General features: G+C 68.5%; 20 protein-coding genes. 11 read left to right on the forward strand and 9 right to left on the reverse strand.

Annotated elements, in window-relative coordinates:
* The first annotated feature begins 3 nt into the window (after positions 1-3).
* Entirely contained in the window at positions 4-495 is a 492-nt protein-coding gene (locus RM1_RS04745; protein WP_072750229.1) for an NUDIX hydrolase, read from the forward strand.
* Here the strand turns inward: RM1_RS04745 and RM1_RS04750 are convergent.
* From RM1_RS04750 to nrdH, 5 genes are all read right to left on the reverse strand, one after another.
* Positions 467-850: a VOC family protein gene (locus RM1_RS04750; RefSeq protein ID WP_072750230.1), complete on the reverse strand. Its 384-nt coding sequence runs from the start codon at positions 848-850 to the stop codon at positions 467-469. The two genes, RM1_RS04745 and RM1_RS04750, sit on opposite strands and share 29 nt — an antisense overlap.
* Before the next feature lie 123 nt (positions 851-973).
* On the reverse strand, positions 974-1,948 hold the full coding sequence (nrdF, locus tag RM1_RS04755) for a class 1b ribonucleoside-diphosphate reductase subunit beta (protein ID WP_027499154.1): 975 nt from the start codon (positions 1,946-1,948) through the stop codon (positions 974-976).
* A gap of 34 nt (positions 1,949-1,982) precedes the next feature.
* Positions 1,983-4,169 carry a class 1b ribonucleoside-diphosphate reductase subunit alpha gene (gene nrdE / locus RM1_RS04760; protein ID WP_072750231.1) on the reverse strand — a complete coding sequence of 729 codons (2,187 nt, stop codon included), beginning with the start codon at positions 4,167-4,169 and terminating at the stop codon, positions 1,983-1,985.
* Entirely contained in the window at positions 4,127-4,585 is a 459-nt protein-coding gene (nrdI, locus tag RM1_RS04765) for a class Ib ribonucleoside-diphosphate reductase assembly flavoprotein NrdI (protein WP_072750232.1), read from the reverse strand. Before nrdI ends, nrdE begins: the two co-directional genes overlap by 43 nt.
* A gap of 23 nt (positions 4,586-4,608) precedes the next feature.
* The gene (gene nrdH, locus RM1_RS04770; RefSeq protein ID WP_072750233.1) at positions 4,609-4,842 is read right to left on the reverse strand and encodes a glutaredoxin-like protein NrdH; all 234 of its coding nucleotides are present in this window, start codon (positions 4,840-4,842) and stop codon (positions 4,609-4,611) included.
* Positions 4,843-5,160: 318 nt separating this feature from the next.
* Between nrdH and RM1_RS04775 the strand changes: the two genes are divergently transcribed.
* Both RM1_RS04775 and RM1_RS04780 read left to right on the forward strand, forming a co-directional pair.
* Positions 5,161-5,982: a siderophore-interacting protein gene (locus tag RM1_RS04775; RefSeq protein WP_072750234.1), complete on the forward strand. Its 822-nt coding sequence runs from the start codon at positions 5,161-5,163 to the stop codon at positions 5,980-5,982.
* A gap of 19 nt (positions 5,983-6,001) precedes the next feature.
* Positions 6,002-6,289 (forward strand): hypothetical protein, encoded by a 288-nt coding sequence (locus RM1_RS04780; protein ID WP_027499149.1) that lies wholly within the window; start codon positions 6,002-6,004, stop codon positions 6,287-6,289.
* 81 nt (positions 6,290-6,370) lie between these two features.
* On the opposite strand, the gene RM1_RS04785 is transcribed toward RM1_RS04780, so the two are convergent.
* Positions 6,371-6,934, reverse strand: coding sequence for an NAD(P)H-dependent oxidoreductase (locus RM1_RS04785; protein WP_072750235.1), 564 nt, complete (start codon positions 6,932-6,934; stop codon positions 6,371-6,373).
* A 120-nt stretch (positions 6,935-7,054) separates the two neighbouring features.
* Here RM1_RS04785 and RM1_RS04790 point away from each other — a divergent pair, with 120 nt between their 5' ends.
* Both RM1_RS04790 and RM1_RS04795 read left to right on the forward strand, forming a co-directional pair.
* Entirely contained in the window at positions 7,055-7,645 is a 591-nt protein-coding gene (locus tag RM1_RS04790) for a TetR/AcrR family transcriptional regulator (RefSeq protein ID WP_072750245.1), read from the forward strand.
* Positions 7,646-7,654: 9 nt separating this feature from the next.
* Complete coding sequence (locus RM1_RS04795) at positions 7,655-8,434, forward strand: META domain-containing protein (protein ID WP_072750236.1); 780 nt, start codon at positions 7,655-7,657, stop codon at positions 8,432-8,434.
* A gap of 10 nt (positions 8,435-8,444) precedes the next feature.
* On the opposite strand, the gene RM1_RS04800 is transcribed toward RM1_RS04795, so the two are convergent.
* Positions 8,445-8,999, reverse strand: a complete 555-nt coding sequence (locus tag RM1_RS04800; protein ID WP_072750246.1) for a nucleosidase — start codon at positions 8,997-8,999, stop codon at positions 8,445-8,447.
* Positions 9,000-9,099: 100 nt separating this feature from the next.
* Here RM1_RS04800 and nadE point away from each other — a divergent pair, with 100 nt between their 5' ends.
* Positions 9,100-9,939, forward strand: coding sequence for an NAD(+) synthase (gene nadE / locus RM1_RS04805; protein WP_027499144.1), 840 nt, complete (start codon positions 9,100-9,102; stop codon positions 9,937-9,939).
* Positions 9,940-9,943: 4 nt separating this feature from the next.
* On the forward strand, positions 9,944-10,729 hold the full coding sequence (locus tag RM1_RS04810; protein WP_072750237.1) for an SDR family oxidoreductase: 786 nt from the start codon (positions 9,944-9,946) through the stop codon (positions 10,727-10,729).
* Positions 10,730-10,743: 14 nt separating this feature from the next.
* Here RM1_RS04810 and RM1_RS04815 read toward each other — a convergent pair whose 3' ends face one another.
* Both RM1_RS04815 and moaA read right to left on the reverse strand, forming a co-directional pair.
* Entirely contained in the window at positions 10,744-10,998 is a 255-nt protein-coding gene (locus tag RM1_RS04815) for a MoaD/ThiS family protein (protein WP_027499142.1), read from the reverse strand.
* Positions 10,991-12,064: a GTP 3',8-cyclase MoaA gene (gene moaA, locus RM1_RS04820; RefSeq protein WP_027499141.1), complete on the reverse strand. Its 1,074-nt coding sequence runs from the start codon at positions 12,062-12,064 to the stop codon at positions 10,991-10,993. The genes RM1_RS04815 and moaA overlap by 8 nt, the downstream gene beginning before the upstream one ends.
* Positions 12,065-12,164: 100 nt before the next feature.
* On the opposite strand from moaA, the gene RM1_RS04825 reads away from it, so the two are divergent.
* From RM1_RS04825 to RM1_RS04840, 4 genes are all read left to right on the forward strand, one after another.
* Positions 12,165-13,349 (forward strand): molybdopterin molybdotransferase MoeA, encoded by a 1,185-nt coding sequence (locus RM1_RS04825; RefSeq protein ID WP_072750238.1) that lies wholly within the window; start codon positions 12,165-12,167, stop codon positions 13,347-13,349.
* Positions 13,350-13,363: 14 nt separating this feature from the next.
* Entirely contained in the window at positions 13,364-14,365 is a 1,002-nt protein-coding gene (moaCB, locus tag RM1_RS04830) for a bifunctional molybdenum cofactor biosynthesis protein MoaC/MoaB (protein ID WP_072750247.1), read from the forward strand.
* Complete coding sequence (locus tag RM1_RS04835; RefSeq protein ID WP_072750248.1) at positions 14,358-14,771, forward strand: molybdenum cofactor biosynthesis protein MoaE; 414 nt, start codon at positions 14,358-14,360, stop codon at positions 14,769-14,771. The genes moaCB and RM1_RS04835 overlap by 8 nt, the downstream gene beginning before the upstream one ends.
* 262 nt (positions 14,772-15,033) lie before the next feature.
* A partial coding sequence (locus tag RM1_RS04840) for a DEAD/DEAH box helicase (protein ID WP_174562913.1) occupies positions 15,034-16,349 on the forward strand: 1,316 nt, incomplete at its 3' end.

Here is a 16,349-nt window from a genome sequence, read left to right on the forward strand (position 1 = left end):
CCGGTGCCGATCCCCAGGTTCGTCAGCGACCTCCGCGCTCACGTCGGACACGCCCCGTTGTGGCTGTCCGGCGTGAGCGCGGTCGTCGTCGACGGTGCCGGCCGAATCCTGTTGACGCGCAGGGCTGACAACGGGCTGTGGGCGGTAGTGTCCGGCATCCTCGAACCCGGCGAGGAACCCGGCCCCGCCGTGCTGCGCGAGATCCTCGAGGAGACCGGGGTCGAGGCAGAGCTCGTGCGCATCACCAGCGTCGACACCGCCGGTCCGATCACCTACCCGAACGGGGACGTCGCGAGCTACCTCGACGTCTGCTTCCTGGCGCGGCACACGGCGGGCGAGGCCCGCACGGCCGACGAGGAGAACCTCGAGGTCGCCTGGTTCGAACCGGGTGCGCTGCCCGCGGATCTCACCGAGAGCTCGATGCAGCGCATCGAGAAGGCCCTCCGCGACGTGCCCGAGGCGTGGTTCAGCCTGCGTTCTCCCACAGACCCATGATGTTGCCCTCGGTGTCCTTGAAGTAGGCCGCGAACCCCATCTCGCCGACCGGCTGCTTCTCCCCCACCGTCGAGCCGCCCAGCTCGGCGATCTTGGCGAGGGCGTCGTCGATGCTCGCCACGTCGATGGTGATCACCGGCCCCTTCGGATACTCAGGGACGCGGCCGAACATGCCGCCGTTGATGTAACCCGGTTCGGTCGGCATACCCTGCTCGCCCACCGGTCCGGTGCCCGCGATCGTGTAACTCATCTCGGGCATCTCGATGGTGTTCCATCCGAATGCCTGCTGGTAGAACTTCCTTGCCCGGTCCCCGTCGTCGAACGGGACCTCGAAGTGCACGACCTTGCCGCTCATCGCCGCCTCCTCACCTGAAGTGAACCTCGGACGATCCCGACGCTAGCCCGATCCCCCGCACGCGTGAAGGGCCCCTGCACGTGTGCAGGGGCCCTTCATCGGTTGTTCTGACCGGGAGCAGGTCTAGAAGTCCCAGTCCTCGTCTTCGGTGTTCACGGCCTTGCCGATCACGTAGGAGCTGCCCGACCCGGAGAAGAAGTCGTGGTTCTCGTCCGCGTTCGGGGACAGCGCCGACAGGATCGCCGGGTTCACGTCGGTCTCGTCCTTCGGGAACAGTCCCTCGTAGCCGAGGTTCATCAGCGCCTTGTTGGCGTTGTAGCGCAGGAACTTCTTGACGTCCTCGGTGAGCCCGACCTCGTCGTAGAGGTCCTGGGTGTACTCGACCTCGTTGTCGTAGAGCTCGAAGAGCAACTCGAAGGTGTAGTCCTTCAGGTCGTCGCGCTCGGCCTGGCTGAGCTGCTCGAGCCCGCGCTGGTACTTGTAGCCGATGTAGTACCCGTGCACCGCCTCGTCGCGGATGATCAGGCGGATCAGGTCGGCGGTGTTGGTGAGCTTGGCCCGCGAGGACCAGTACATCGGCAGGTAGAAGCCCGAGTAGAACAGGAACGACTCGAGCAGCGTGGAGGCCACCTTGCGCTTGAGCGGGTCGTCGCCACGGTAGTAGTCCATGACGATCTGCGCCTTGCGCTGCAGGTTCGGGTTCTCCTCCGACCACCGGAACGCGTCGTCGATCTCACGGGTCGAGCACAGCGTCGAGAAGATCGAGCTGTAGCTCTTCGCGTGCACCGACTCCATGAACGCGATGTTGGTGTACACCGCCTCCTCGTGCGGGGTGATCGCATCCGGGATCAGGCTGACGGCACCGACGGTGCCCTGGATCGTGTCCAGCAGCGTCAGGCCGGTGAAGACCCGCATGGTCAGCTGCTTCTCGTTCGCGGTCAGGGTGTTCCACGACGGGATGTCGTTGGACACCGGGACCTTCTCCGGCAGCCAGAAGTTACCGGTGAGGCGGTCCCAGACCTCGGCGTCCTTCTCGTCCGGGACGCGGTTCCAGTTGATCGCCGACACCCGGTCGATCAGCTTGATCTTCTCGCTCACGATTCCCTCACTCCATTCGAGCCGTACGCCACACTCACAGCATGCACGAGACGCAACCCTCGACCTCGGTGCCCTCGAGGGCCATCTGACGCAACCGGATGTAGTACAGCGTCTTGATGCCCTTGCGCCACGCGTAGATCTGAGCCTTGTTGATGTCCCTGGTGGTGGCGGTGTCCTTGAAGAACAGCGTCAGCGACAGGCCCTGGTCCACGTGTTGGGTGGCCGCGGCGTAGGTGTCGATGATCTTCTCGTACCCGATCTCGTAGGCATCCTGGTAGTACTCCAGGTTGTCGTTGGTCAGGTAGGGCGCCGGGTAGTAGACGCGACCGATCTTGCCTTCCTTGCGGATCTCGATCTTCGACGCCACCGGGTGGATGGAGCTGGTGGAGTTGTTGATGTAGGAGATCGATCCGGTCGGCGGCACCGCCTGCAGGTTCTGGTTGTAGATGCCGTGCTGCTGCACGGACGCCTTCAGCTCACGCCAGTCGTCCTGGGTCGGGATGTGCAGGCCCGCATCGGCGAACAGCGCTCGCACCCGCTCGGTCTGCGGCTCCCAGACCCGGTCGGTGTACTTGTCGAAGAACTCGCCCGAGGCGTACTTGGACTCCGGGAAGCCTGCGAAGTACGTGCCGCGCTCCTTGGCGATCTCGTTGGACGCCCGGATCGCGTGGAACACCACGGTGTAGAAGTAGATGTTCGTGAAATCGATGCCCTCGTCGGAGCCGTAGTGGATCCGCTCGCGCGCCAGGTATCCGTGCAGGTTCATCTGCCCGAGACCGATGGCGTGTCCCTCGTCGTTCGCCTTCTTGATCGACGGGACGGAGTCGATGGAGGTCTGATCGGCGACGGCGGTCAGCGCGCGGATCGAGGTCTCGATCGTCTGCGCGAAGTCCGGCGAGTCCATCGTCTTGGCGATGTTCAGCGAACCCAGGTTGCAGGAGATGTCCTTGCCGATATGGCTGTAGGACAGGTCGTCGTTGAACTCCGACGGCGTGGAGACCTGGAGGATCTCCGAGCACAGGTTCGAGTGGGTGACCTTGCCCGCGATCGGGTTGGCGCGGTTCACGGTGTCCTCGTACATGATGTACGGGTACCCGGACTCGAACTGCAGCTCGGCGACGGTCTGGAAGAACTCGCGCGCCTTGATCTTCGACTTGCGGATCCGCTTGTCGTCGACCATCTCGTAGTACTTCTCGGTGACGTTGATGTCCGCGAAGGGCACCCCGTAGATGCGCTCGACGTCGTACGGCGAGAAGAGGTACATGTCCTCGTTCTTCTTCGCCAGCTCGAAGGTGATGTCCGGGATGACCACACCGAGCGAGAGGGTCTTGATGCGGATCTTCTCGTCCGCGTTCTCCCGCTTGGTGTCGAGGAAGCGGTAGATGTCCGGGTGGTGCGCGTGCAGGTACACCGCGCCCGCGCCCTGACGCGCGCCGAGCTGGTTGGCGTACGAGAACGAGTCCTCGAGCAGCTTCATGATCGGGATGACGCCCGAGCTCTGGTTCTCGATCTTCTTGATCGGGGCGCCGTGCTCGCGAACGTTGCTGAGCAGCAACGCGACTCCGCCGCCGCGCTTGGACAGCTGCAGGGCGGAGTTGATGGAGCGGCCGATCGACTCCATGTTGTCCTCGATGCGGAGCAGGAAGCAGGACACGGGCTCGCCGCGCTGCTTCTTGCCCGAGTTGAGGAACGTCGGGGTGGCGGGCTGGAAGCGGCCTGCGATGATCTCGTCGACCAGCTTGGTGGCCAGATCCTCGTCGCCCGCGGCCAGCGTCAGGGCGACCATGCAGACACGGTCCTCGAATCGCTCGAGGTAGCGCTTGCCGTCGAACGTCTTGAGCGTGTACGAGGTGTAGTACTTGAACGCACCGAGGAAGGTGGGGAACCGGAACTTCTTCGAGTACGCGTGGTCGATCAGCGACTTGACGAAGTTGCGCGTGTACTGGTCGAGGACCTCACGCTCGTAGTAGTTCTCCTTGACCAGGTAGTCCAGCTTCTCGTCCTGGTTGTGGAAGAAGACGGTGTTCTGGTTGACGTGCTGGAGGAAGTACTGGTTCGCGGCCTCGCGGTCCTTCTCGAACTGGATCTCGCCGTTGGGGCCGTACAGGTTCAGCATCGCGTTCAACGCGTGGTAGTCGAGTTCTCCCGAGGAGACGTCGGGTCGTGCCACAGCGCGTTCTACACTCCCAGCCGGGGCTGTGTCTGTGATTGTCGGTGCCACTGTTCACTCTCCATGAATTGTTCGAGCCCGTCCCGGACTGCTACTACGTCTTCGGCGGTACCCATGAGCTCGAAGCGGTACAGGTACGGAACCCTGCACTTCTGCGAAATCACGTTTCCGGCATAGCAATACGACTCGCCGAAGTTCGTATTGCCTGCAGCGATCACCCCACGGATGAGGGAGCGATTGTGCGTGTTGTTGAGGAATCTGATGACCTGCTTGGGCACGTAGCTCGTGTCCCGTCCGGTCGCGGTGATCCCGCCCCCGTAGGTCGGCAGGATCAGGACGTACGGCTCATCGACCTCGAACGTGCCCGCACGGTCGTGCAGCGGAATGCGCGTGGCCGGGACACCCAACTTCTGCACGAAGCGATGGGTGTTCTCCGACGCGCTGGAGAAGAAGACCAGCGATGTCACAGCCGATCATCTCCGTATCGTCTTCAGGCGGCAGCCGCGATGAGCGACTTGATCCGGTCCGGGCGAAAACCCGACCAGTGATCCTCGCCTGCCACCACGACGGGGGCCTGCAGGTAACCCAGGGCCATCACGTAGTCGCGGGCCTCCGAGTCCTCGGTGATGTCGATGACGGAGTACTCGATACCGGCCTTGTCGAACGCCCGGTAGGTCGCATTGCACTGAACGCACGCCGGCTTGGTGTAGACGGTGATGCTCATGTAAGTCCCTCTTTCTCTGGCTTACGGAACTGATGGTCAGTGACGCGGAAGATCATGTGGATCCCACCTACTGGACAGCGCTCCGGCCTGTGTTTCTCGACCGTTCCGGCTATGCCCTCTCGGTGTTCTAGACACTACACCTAGTGTCCGACATATCCATAGAACGCGAGATGTTGTGAACCACAACCGTGGAATTCCCAGGTCGTAAGGCATCCATACGCGCCCCATCGGCGTGTCGCAGGTCACATTTTCGCCGTGTCGTGCGCGGCACTTGACCGATATGCATGTGGTGGCACCGGACCGGCCTAGGGTGAGGCGGTGCCGACCGCCGAGGATCCCCAGTTCCACGCCGCGGTGGTGTCGACCACCCACCTGTCCCCCAGCCTGCGACGGATCCGATTCGGGCTCGCGGACCCCGCCGCGTTCGCCTCCAGCGGCGATCCGGACGAGCGGCTGCTCATCGAGTTCGGCGACGACCACCGGCGCAGCTACACCGTGCGCCACTGGGACGCGGACACCGGCAGCGTCGACATCGACTTCGCGGTGCACGCGGGCGGGCGGGCCGCCGAGTGGGCGCGCGCGGCCGAGCCGGGCGAGCCGGTGCGGCTGTCCCATCCGAAGGGCTGGTACCGGCCGCCCACGGACGCGCGCTGGCAACTGCTGCTCGCGGACCTCAGCGCGCTGCCCGCCGCCGCGCGCATCATCGAGGGCCTGCCGCAGGGAACCGGCGTCCACCTGGTCGCCGAGATCCCGGAACCGGCCGACGAGCAGGACTGGGCCACCGACGCGGAGCTGACGGTGACCTGGCTACACGACACCGGCAACGGCCGAACCCCGAGCGCGTTGCCCGCGTGGCTGCGGGCCCACCGGCTCCAGGACGGTCCCGGCTACATCTGGTCTGCGGGCGAGACCGGCGCCTCGCGGCAGATCCGCAGGCACGTCCGCCGCGAACTGGGCTGGACAGCGGAACGATTCGACATCATGGGCTACTGGCAGGCCGACAAGGAACGCTGGCTGGCCCGGTACGCGGAGGTCGAGCCGCAGATCGAGGCGCTCACCATGAACGAGCTGTCGGCGGGCCGCAGCATCGACGAGGTCCGCGACGCCGTCGACGACGCGCTCGAGCAGGCCGGGCTGTGATCCCGGTTACGCTGCCGCGGTGAGCATTTCACTGTGCGTCCTGCTGTGGGCCCGCCCCGGCGAAGAGGAAGGCCTCGGCAGGTACGAGGATCGGGTCCTCGAGCTCGTGACCGAGCACGGCGGCCGGGTACTGCAGCGCGCCCGCACCGACGGCACCGGGGATGAGCCCCTGGAGATCCAGCTGTTCACGTTCGAATCCCAGTCGGCGCTGGACGGGTACATGCAGGACGAGCGCCGGCTCGCCCTCGCCGACGAACGCGACCGCGTTGTCGCACGCACCGAGATGATGCGGGTCACGCTCGACTGACCGGCCGCCTCGCCGCCCTCACATGCACCCGCGGCCGGGCGGTGCGTGATGCACCGCCCGGCCGCGAAGGGGAAAGCTGCGTCAGGCGTCGACGAGCACCTTGGTCGCGTTCACCAGGTCGGCGACGACCTTGGCGAGCTGCGCCGAGACCTCGGCGTTCTCGCTGGCGTGCTTGTCACCGAACTTCTCGAACGCGCCGCCGATGACGAGCGCGGTGTCCTCGACCACCTTGCCGCCCGCGATCCCGACGGCCTTGGTGGTGTCCTCGTGGGCCCACTTCGCGCCGTTGGGGCTCGGGGAGGCACTGATCACGGCGACCGGCTTGCCCGATACGGCACCGGAGCCGTAGGGCCGCGAGATCCAGTCGATGGCGTTCTTGAGCACGGCGGGAATGGTGCCGTTGTACTCGGGGGTCACCAGCAGCAGGGCGTCCGCGGCACCGGCGGCCGCGCGCAGCGCCTCGACGCTGTCGATGGTGCCGGGGACGTCGATGTCCTCGTTGTAGAAGGGCACGTCGGCGAGGCCCTCGTACACCGTGACGTTCGCACCCTCGGGCGCGACGGTGACCGCGGTCTCGGCGAGCTGACGGTTGACGGAGGCGGCACGCAGGCTGCCGACCAGGACGAGAACGTTGGCGTTAGACATGAGGACTTCCTTCGATGATCCAGGGGCGCTTGCCGATCTAGGTATATCAGCTAACCGGACCACGGTCCACTTATATTCCGGGGAGGGTACGATCGCGTCGTGGAGACCACCCCGATCCAGATGGCGGACCAGCCCGAGGCCGAACGGTGCGACGCCGTGCGCAACCGCGCATTGCTGCTGGACGCCGCCGCCGCGCTGGTCGCCGAGCGGGGCGCGGACGCCGTGACGATGGACGCGGTCGCGGCGAAGGCCGGTGTGGGCAAGGGCACAGTGTTCCGGCGGTTCGGCAGCCGGTCCGGTCTGATGCAGGCCCTCCTCGACCACACCGAGCAGGAACTGCAGCACGCCTTCATGTACGGACCGCCACCCCTTGGTCCCGGTGCCGAGCCCATCGACCGCCTCGTCGCCTTCGGCCGGGCCCGCATCGCGCTCGTCGACCTCAGCGGCGACACCCTCCGCGCGGTGGAGGACTCCCCCGAACTCCGCTTCGGCAGCGCCCCGCGCCAGGTCAGCCTCACCCACGTGGCGATGCTGCTGCGCGCGGCGGGCACCGAGGGCGACATCCCACTGCTCGCCCACAGCCTGCTCGCTCCCCTCGAGGCCTCGCTCGTCATGCACCAGATCCGCGCCATGCACATGCCGATCGAGCGGATCGCCGACGCCTGGGAGGATCTGGTCCGACGGGTCACCGAAAGCCCGGCGGGTCACTAGGCTCCGGGCATGCGCCTTCGCCGTGTAGCCGGACTCGCCCTGCTCGCCGCCGCCTTCCTCACCGCGTGCAGCGCGGAGAGCACGCCGACGCCGAGCGGTGCGGACCTGCAGGGACGCACCTTCGTCTCCACCGAGGTCGAGGGCGCTCCCATTCCCGGCGGCGGGCCGCTCACCGTCGAATTCGTGGGGCAGGACCGGATCTCCATGACCGCAGGCTGCAACCGCGGCAACAGCACCGTCGACCTGTCCGACGGCACGGTGGTCACCGGACCCATCGCGACCACCATGATGGCCTGCGTAGGCGACACAGCGGGCGCCGACGAGTGGATGACCTCTCTGTTCGAGGCCGATCCGGCCTGGACCCTCGACGGCGACACCCTCAGGCTGACCACGAGCGACACCTCGGTCACCCTCGTGGACAAGAAGATCGCCAACCCGGACCGTCCGATCACCGGGACCACCTGGGTCGTCGACCAGCTGATCAGCCCGACCGCGGTCACCACGTCAGTCGCCCTCGAGACCGCCGCCCCCACCCTGCTGATCGGCGACGACGGCTCGGTCAGCGGATCCACCGGGTGCAACCGGATGACCGGCACGGCCCAGGTTGCGGGAGACAAGGTCACCTTCGGCCCGCTCGCGACCACGATGATGGCGTGCGAGCCCGACGTCGCCGAGGTCGAGCGGGCGGTGCTGGGCGTGCTGAACGGCGAGACCACCTTCACCGTCGACGCCGACCGGGCCCGCGTGATGCAAGCGGACGGCGACGGACTCGGCCTGCGCGCCCGGTGACGACGCGGCGCTACAGGTTCTCGGTCAACCAGTCACCGAGGATCCGGGCGCTCGCGTCCACCTGGGCAGGCCAGTCCATGGCCGACTCGTCGGCACGATCGCTGACGTGCTTGACGATTCGGCAGCCGACGCCCATCCGCGCGCAGGATGCGGCCACCGCGAAGCCCTCCATGTCGACGAGGTCGGCCCTGGTCGCGAGCGCGTCCCGCACCGCAGCATCGGAGATGAACACGTCGCCGGTCGCGAGCACCGAATCGTCGCCGTCGGGGAGCGTGATCCGGTCCGTCACCGGATGTCCGAGCGAGCGCAACACCTCCGCACTGATGTCATGATTGAGCACCGCGGACGGCACGAACAGGCCGGCATGGTGCTCGTGCAGCGCCCCCGCGGTGCCGATGTTGACGACCGACGGGCGCTCGTCGGGTCGGTACCGCGCGAGCGCCTCCGTGACCGCGACCGCCGCGGCGACCTTGCCGATCCCGGTGACGACCACCTCGAATCCGTCGGGAACGTATGCGGCCTCCCCCTCGGTGGCGGACACGACGAGGAATCTGGGCGCGGTCACGTTGGGCACGCGTGGCACTGTATCTCCCGCCGGATCGCCCGCCGACCGGTGCCCGCGCGCACCCGCGCGCACACCGCCGACCGTCGCTAGAGTGACGCGCATGGCGAATCTCCGTGCGGAAATCCTGCAAGAACTCGGCGCGAAGCCGACGATCGACGCAGAGGGCGAGGTGCGGGCGCGCGTCGACTTCCTCAAGGGCTACCTGCGTTCCACTCCCGCCAAGGGATTCGTGCTCGGGATCAGCGGCGGGCAGGACAGCACCCTTGCGGGCCGGCTGGCACAGCTGGCCGCCGCCGAACTGCGGGCGGAGGGCCACGACGCCGAGTTCGTCGCGGTCCGACTGCCGTACGGCGTGCAGGCCGACGAGCACGACGCCCAGATCTCGCTCGGGTTCATCAAGCCGGACCGCTCGGTGACCGTCAACATCAAGCCGAGCACGGACGCCGCGGCCGCCGAGAGCGCCGGGGGCCTCGCCGAGATCATCGGGCACGACGGCGAACTGCGGGACTTCGTGCGCGGCAACATCAAGGCCCGCGAGCGGATGGTGATCCAGTACGCCATCGCAGGACAGCTCGGCCACCTGGTGATCGGCACCGACCACGCCGCGGAGGCGATCACCGGTTTCTTCACCAAGTACGGCGACGGCGGTGTCGACCTCACACCGCTGACCGGCCTGAGCAAGCGACAGGGCGCCGCGCTGCTGCAGCATCTCGGCGCCCCCGCCAGCACCTGGGCCAAGGTCCCGACCGCCGACCTCGAGGACCACAGGCCCGCGCTGCCCGACGAGGAGGCGCTCGGCCTGCGCTACAGCGAGATCGACGACTACCTCGAGGGCAAGGAGGTGACCGCGGCGGTGGCCGAGAAGCTCGAGGCGATGTACCGAAACACCAGGCACAAGCGCGCGGTGCCCGTGTCGCCGCTCGACGACTGGTGGAAGTGACGCGATGAGCACCGTCCTGGTCGCGGGCGGCACCGGCACCGCGGGTGCGGCGGTGGTCGCCGAACTCCGCGCGCGCGGGCACCGGGTGCTGACCCTGAGCAGGCACTCCCCCGAGGGTCCCGCCGCCGACCACGTCACCGCGGACCTGCTCACCGGCGAGGGACTGGCCGCGGCGCTCGACGGCGTCGACGCGGTGATCTCCGCGGTGAACGGCCAGACCCGAAAGACCAGGCCGGTGTTCACCGAGGGCGCCCGAAACCTGGTGCGCGCCGCCGAGGCTGCCGGTGTGCGGCGAGCGGTGCTGCTGTCGATCGTCGGCGTGGACCGGGTGCGGTTGTCCTACTACGAAACACTGACCGAGCAGGAGGGCATCTACTCCGCATCCGGCCTCGACGTCCGGATCGTGCGATCGACCCAGTTCCACCAGCTGCTGCGGTCCATCTTCGCCACGACCGCGCGGTTCGGGGTGATCCCGGCGGTCCGCGGCGCCCGCTTCCAGCCGATCGCCCCGACGGACCTGGCCCGCGCCCTTGCGGACGCCGCGCTGACCGAGTCCGCCACCGCAGGCGGCAGGATCGAGGTCGGCGGCCCGGAAGTCCGGACGATGCGTGAGCTGGCCGAGTCCTGGAAGCGCGCGACCGGCAGCCGGGCCCTTGTCCTCCCGGTTCCGATGCCCGGCGCACCCGGGCGTTTCCTGCGCGCGGGGTTGAACCTGACGACGGAAAACCGCTACGGCGCTGTCACATTCGACGAGTGGCTGGCCACCGAGGCACCTTCGACGAGTGAATGACAGGCGAGGGCTGATCAGCCGCCCGCGAACGGGGGCAGCACGTCGACGCGCGGCGCGGCCACCAGAGCGAGGTCGCGGGTCAACTCGTCGCCCTGCAGGAATGCGGCGACCGTCAGCACCCGCTCCATCTTGGGACCGTGCCGCTCGACGAGCACTGACCTCAGCGCCCCGAGGTCGGCCCCCTCACCGATCCGCACGGATTCCTCGGTGCACCCGGCCGCTTCCGCCGCGGCCGCGAAGTAGCGCACCAGAATCGCCTGTTCAGCCACCGATCGCCCCCATGCTGCGTTGCGGCGGTTCGAAACCCGCCGCGTTGATCCCGTGGCCCGCCCACTTGTTCCACATCGCGCCCCGCCACAACTGCGCGAGGTCCTCGTCGCTCGCGCCCGAGCGCAGCCCGGCGCGAAGGTCTATCTCGTCGTCGCTGAACAGGCAGGACCGGACGGTCCCCTCCGCGGTGAGCCTGGTCCGGTCGCAGTCGCCACAGAAGTTCCTGGTGACCGAGGCGATGATGCCTACCGTGGCAGGCCCGCCGTCCACCAGCCATTCCTCGGCCGGGGCGGAGGGATCGTCGGGACGTCCCGCCTCGGTCAGCTCGAAGCGCTCGCCCAGCACCTCGAGCAGCTGGGTCGCGGCGATCATGGAGTCGCGGGCCCAGGCATGGTCGGCGTCGAGCGGCATCTCCTCGATGAACCGGAGGTGACAACCCTCCGCGAGACACCACTCCAGCAGATCGGCCGCGCCGCCGAGGGTCTCGGGCATCAGCACGGCGTTGATCTTCATCGGCGCCAGGCCTGCCGCGGCCGCCGCGCGGATACCGGCCAGCACCGAGGGCAGGCGGTCGCGACGGGTGAGTTCGGCGAAGTGTGCCCGGTCGATCGAGTCGAGGGACACGTTCACACGGGTGAGGCCGGCGGCGGCCAGCGCCTCGGCCCGGTGTTCGAGTCCGACCGCGTTGGTGGTCATCGACAGCGGGATGCCCGGCACCGCCGCGGCGCAGCCGGCGATCATCTCCTCGAGGTCAGGGCGCATCAACGGCTCGCCGCCGGTGAACCGGACCTCCCGGACGCCGAGCTCCTCGACCGCGATCCGAACCAGCCGGACGATCTCCTCCGCGGTCAGCAACCGCTCACGCGGGATCGCGGGCAGGCCCTCGGCGGGCATGCAGTAGGTGCAGCGCAGCGAACACTTCTCGGTGATCGACACGCGCAGGTCCCTGGCCACCCGACCGAACCGGTCGACCAGCTCGGGGACGTCGGGGCGATCGGCAATCGACGGGTGGCTGTTGCGGACGCGCGGAAGCCCCATCTGGACCGCCCTGACGGTCGCAGTCATCGCGTCATCAGCTCTGCCACCCCACCAGTATGCGGCCAACACGGGTTGCTCGTCGCGCCGAGCGCCTGCCTAGGATTGGCTCCATGCCGCAGGAAACGCCATGACCAGCAGATCTGTCGAGGAGCACTCCGCCGAGGTGCAACGCCTCCTCGCACCGCTGCTGGCACCAACCGTGGAGGACGTCGCCGTCACCGAGGCGCTCGGACGGGTGCTCGGCGCTGATGTGCGCTCCCCGCTGGATCTGCCCCTCTTCCGCAACTCTCAGATGGACGGGTTCGCGGTCGCCGCCTCCTCGTTGGCCGCCGTGCCGGTGACCCTGCCGGTGACCGGGACCATCGCGGCGGGTCCCGCCGAGCCGGCCCCGCTCGCCCCCGGCAGCGCCGTCAGGATCATGACCGGGGCCGTGATCCCGGCGGGCGCGGACGCCATCGTCCCGGTCGAGGACACCGACGCCACCGAGGACTCGGTGACGATCCGGGTGCCGCGCCGGGCGGGCGAGTACGTCCGTGAGGCGGGCACCGACGTCCGGACGGGCGACCTGCTGCTGGCGGCAGGCACCGCGCTCGGTGCGCGGCACCTGTCCCTGTTCGCGGCGGTCGGCCTCGCCACCGTCCCGGTCCTGCGCCGCCCGCGGGCCGCGGTGATCGCCACCGGCGCCGAATTGGTCCGTGCAGGCGAGCCGCTGCGGCCAGGACAGATCTACGAATCCAACTCGGTGGCGCTCGCCGCGAGCCTGACGGCGAACGGCGCGGACGTGGTGTTCGTGGACCGCAGCGATGACGACCTCGCCGTGTTCGGTGAGATCCTCCGCCGCGCAACCGCTTCCGCGGATCTGGTGATCACCTCCGGCGGGGTGTCGATGGGCGACTTCGAGGTGGTACGCGAGGTGCTCACCCCGCTGGGCGGATGGTTCGGGCACACCACCATGCAGCCGGGCGGGCCACAGGGCCTCGCCGAGATCGACGGCGTCCCGGTGCTGAACTTCCCGGGGAACCCGGTGAGCACGATGGTCTCCTTCGAGGTGTTCGTGCGGCCGCTGCTGCGCCGGTCCGCTGGCCTGCCCGCCGTCCCCCGTGAGGATCTCGTGCTGGCCGAGCCGATCACCTCGATTCCTGGCAGGCGACAGTTCCTGCGTGGCAGAAGGGTCGACGGCGGCGTCGCCCTCGAGTCCGGTCCGGGTTCACACCTGGTCGGGGCCCTGGCCCGCGCGGACGTCCTGATCGACATCCCCGAGAATGTGACGACAATGAAGGCGGGAGACAACGTGCGGGTGTGGCCACTGTGAACGACGAACCGACGATTAACGAGCTGACTCATCTCGACGGCGAGGGCCGCGCGCGCATGGTCGACGTCAGCGCGAAGGCCACCACCACCCGCATCGCGGTGGCGGGCGGGGAGCTGCAGACCACCGCCGAGGTGATCGCCCTTGTCCGCGCCGACGGCATGCCGAAGGCGGACGTGCTCGCGACCGCCAGGATCGCGGGCATCGCAGGCGCCAAGCGCACCTCCGAGCTGATCCCGCTGTGCCATCAGCTCTCGCTGTCCTCGGTGAAGATCGAGTTCGGGTTCACCGAGACCACCATCACGGTCGAGGCCACCGCCAAGACCACCGGCCAGACCGGCGTCGAGATGGAGGCGTTGACCGCGGTCGCCGTGGCCGGCCTGACGCTGCACGACATGGTCAAGGCCGTCGACCCGGCCGCCACCATGAACGGCGTGCGGTTGCTGACCAAGGAGGGCGGCAAGCACGGGCACTGGGTTCGTCCCGATGCCGTCGAAGCAGAGACCGAAACCGAGACCGAGGCCGAAACCCCCACGGCCGGACCTCGATCCGCCGTCGTGCTGGTCGCCTCCACCGGGGGCGCCCGCGGCACCAGGGAGGACACCACCGGACCCGTCATCTCGGAATGGCTGACCGCGCAGGGCCTCTCGGTGCGCGGGCCGCTGGTGTACGCCGACGCCGACATCGCCACCGGGCTGGCCGACGCGCTCACCGGCGCACCCGCCCTCGTGGTGACCACCGGTGGAACGGGTGCGTCCCCCACCGACCAGACCCCGGAGGCCACCCGCGCCGTGCTGGACCGGGAGCTGCCCGGGCTCGCGGAGGCCATGCGCCGCAAGGGGTCCGAGAAGACCCCGCATGCCTCGCTCAGCCGCGGATTGGCGGGATTGTCCGGCCGCACCGTTGTGGTCAACCTGCCGGGCTCCCCCGGTGGTGTCCGCGACGGCATGTCGGTACTCGAACCGATCCTCGAGCACCTGCTGGCGCAGGTCGCAGGTGGAGGGATGCACGATGCGTGAGCTTCTCGCTCTGATCTCGACCGAACCCATCGACCAGGCCGCGGTGGACGCGGCGGTCGCGGGCCCCGAGCACGGCGCGGTGGTGCTGTTCAGCGGTGTGGTGCGCAACCACGATGGCGGACAGTCGGTCTCGGCACTGGAGTATCAGGCACACCCGGACGCCCAGCGCTTCCTGCGCGAGTGCTGCGAGCAGGTGTCCGCCGAGACCGGGCTCCCGGTCGCGGCCGTGCACCGGGTGGGGCCCCTGGTTGTCGGGGATCTGGCGCTGGTCGCCGCCGTCGCGGCGCCGCACCGCGCGGAGGCCTTCGCGGCGTGTTCGGCGCTGGTCGAACGCATCAAGGCCGAGGTGCCGATCTGGAAGCGACAGCACTTCGCGGACGGCGTCACGGAGTGGGTGGGGCTTTAGCCGGTGTGACGCAGCCGACGATCGGAGTGGTCCGATCGTCGGCTATCCTTGGTGACACCTGGCGCGGCTGTATGCGCGCCAAACGTCGTGGAACGCTTCCTCAACGAACTCGTTGATCGGTGCACCCCAGCACGAGCTCTTCTTACGGCGATCGATTTTGCCCACCGGCAATCTCGCCATCTTGTGCTGACAGACGTGTGGATCCGCTCGATTCCCGTGCGTCGAACAGTGCAACCCGATGCCTGAAAGGCACTCGACCCACATGACGAAATCCTTTGCCGACCTCGGCGTGCGCGAACCCCTCGTGAGGGCGCTCGCCGACGGCGGCATCACCTCCCCCTTCCCGATCCAGGTCGACACCCTGCCGGACACCCTGGCAGGCCGAGACGTGCTCGGGCGAGGCAAGACCGGCAGCGGTAAGACCCTCGCCTTCTCCATCCCGATGGTCGCCCGCCTGGCCGGCGACCTGGCGGGCGGCAAGCGTCGCCCCGGTCGCCCGCTCGGGCTCGTCCTTGCCCCGACCCGCGAGCTCGCCACCCAGATCACCGCGACGCTCGAGCCCCTCGCCAACGCCTACGACCTTCGCGTCACCACCATCTTCGGCGGTGTCTCGCAGCACCGTCAGGTGCAGGCCCTCAAGGCGGGCGTCGACATCGTCGTGGCGTGCCCCGGTCGCCTCGAGGACCTGATGAAGCAGAAGTTCGTCTCCCTCGACGCCGTGGAGATCACCGTCCTCGACGAGGCCGATCACATGGCGGACCTGGGCTTCCTGCCCGTCGTGACGCGGATCCTCGCGGCCACCCCGACGCAGGGCCAGCGGCTGCTGTTCTCCGCGACCCTCGACAACGGCGTGGACAAGCTGGTCAAGCGCTTCCTGCACAACGAGGTGCTGCACTCGGTGGACGAGGCCAACTCGCCCGTCGCCGCGATGACGCACCACGTGTTCGACGTGCACGGCGTCGAGGCCAAGAAGGAGCTCGTGCACAAGCTGGCCTCCGGCAACGGCCGCCGGATCCTGTTCATGCGCACCAAGCACCAGGCCCGCAAGCTGGCCCGTCAGCTTACCGAGGCCGGTATCCCCTCGGTGGACCTGCACGGCAACCTGTCGCAGGCCGCGCGCGACCGTAACCTCGCCGCGTTCTCCGCCGGTGAGGCGCGCGTGCTGGTCGCGACCGACGTCGCGGCGCGCGGCGTGCACGTCGACGACGTGGAGCTGGTCGTGCACGTGGACCCGCCCGCCGAGCACAAGGCTTACCTGCACCGTTCCGGCCGCACCGCACGCGCGGGCAGCGCGGGCGACGTGGTGACGGTGGTGCTGCCCGAGCAGCGCAAGGACCTCGCCATCCTCATGCGCAAGGCGGCCATCAAGGTGACCCCGCAGCAGGTGACGGCGGATTCCGATCCGGTCACCGCGCTGGTCGGTGAGATCGCGCCGCACGTCATCCCGGCACCCAAGCCCGCCACCCAGCCGCAGGGTCAGGGCGGCGGCGGCCGCCGTGGCGGTGGCGGCGGTCAGCGTCGCGGCGGTGCCCAGGGCGGCGCTCGCAACGGCGGCGGCCAGGGCGGCACCCGCGACGG

It is taken from the genome of Rhodococcus maanshanensis NBRC 100610, from assembly GCF_001894865.1.
Taxonomy (GTDB): domain Bacteria; phylum Actinomycetota; class Actinomycetes; order Mycobacteriales; family Mycobacteriaceae; genus Rhodococcus_G; species Rhodococcus_G maanshanensis.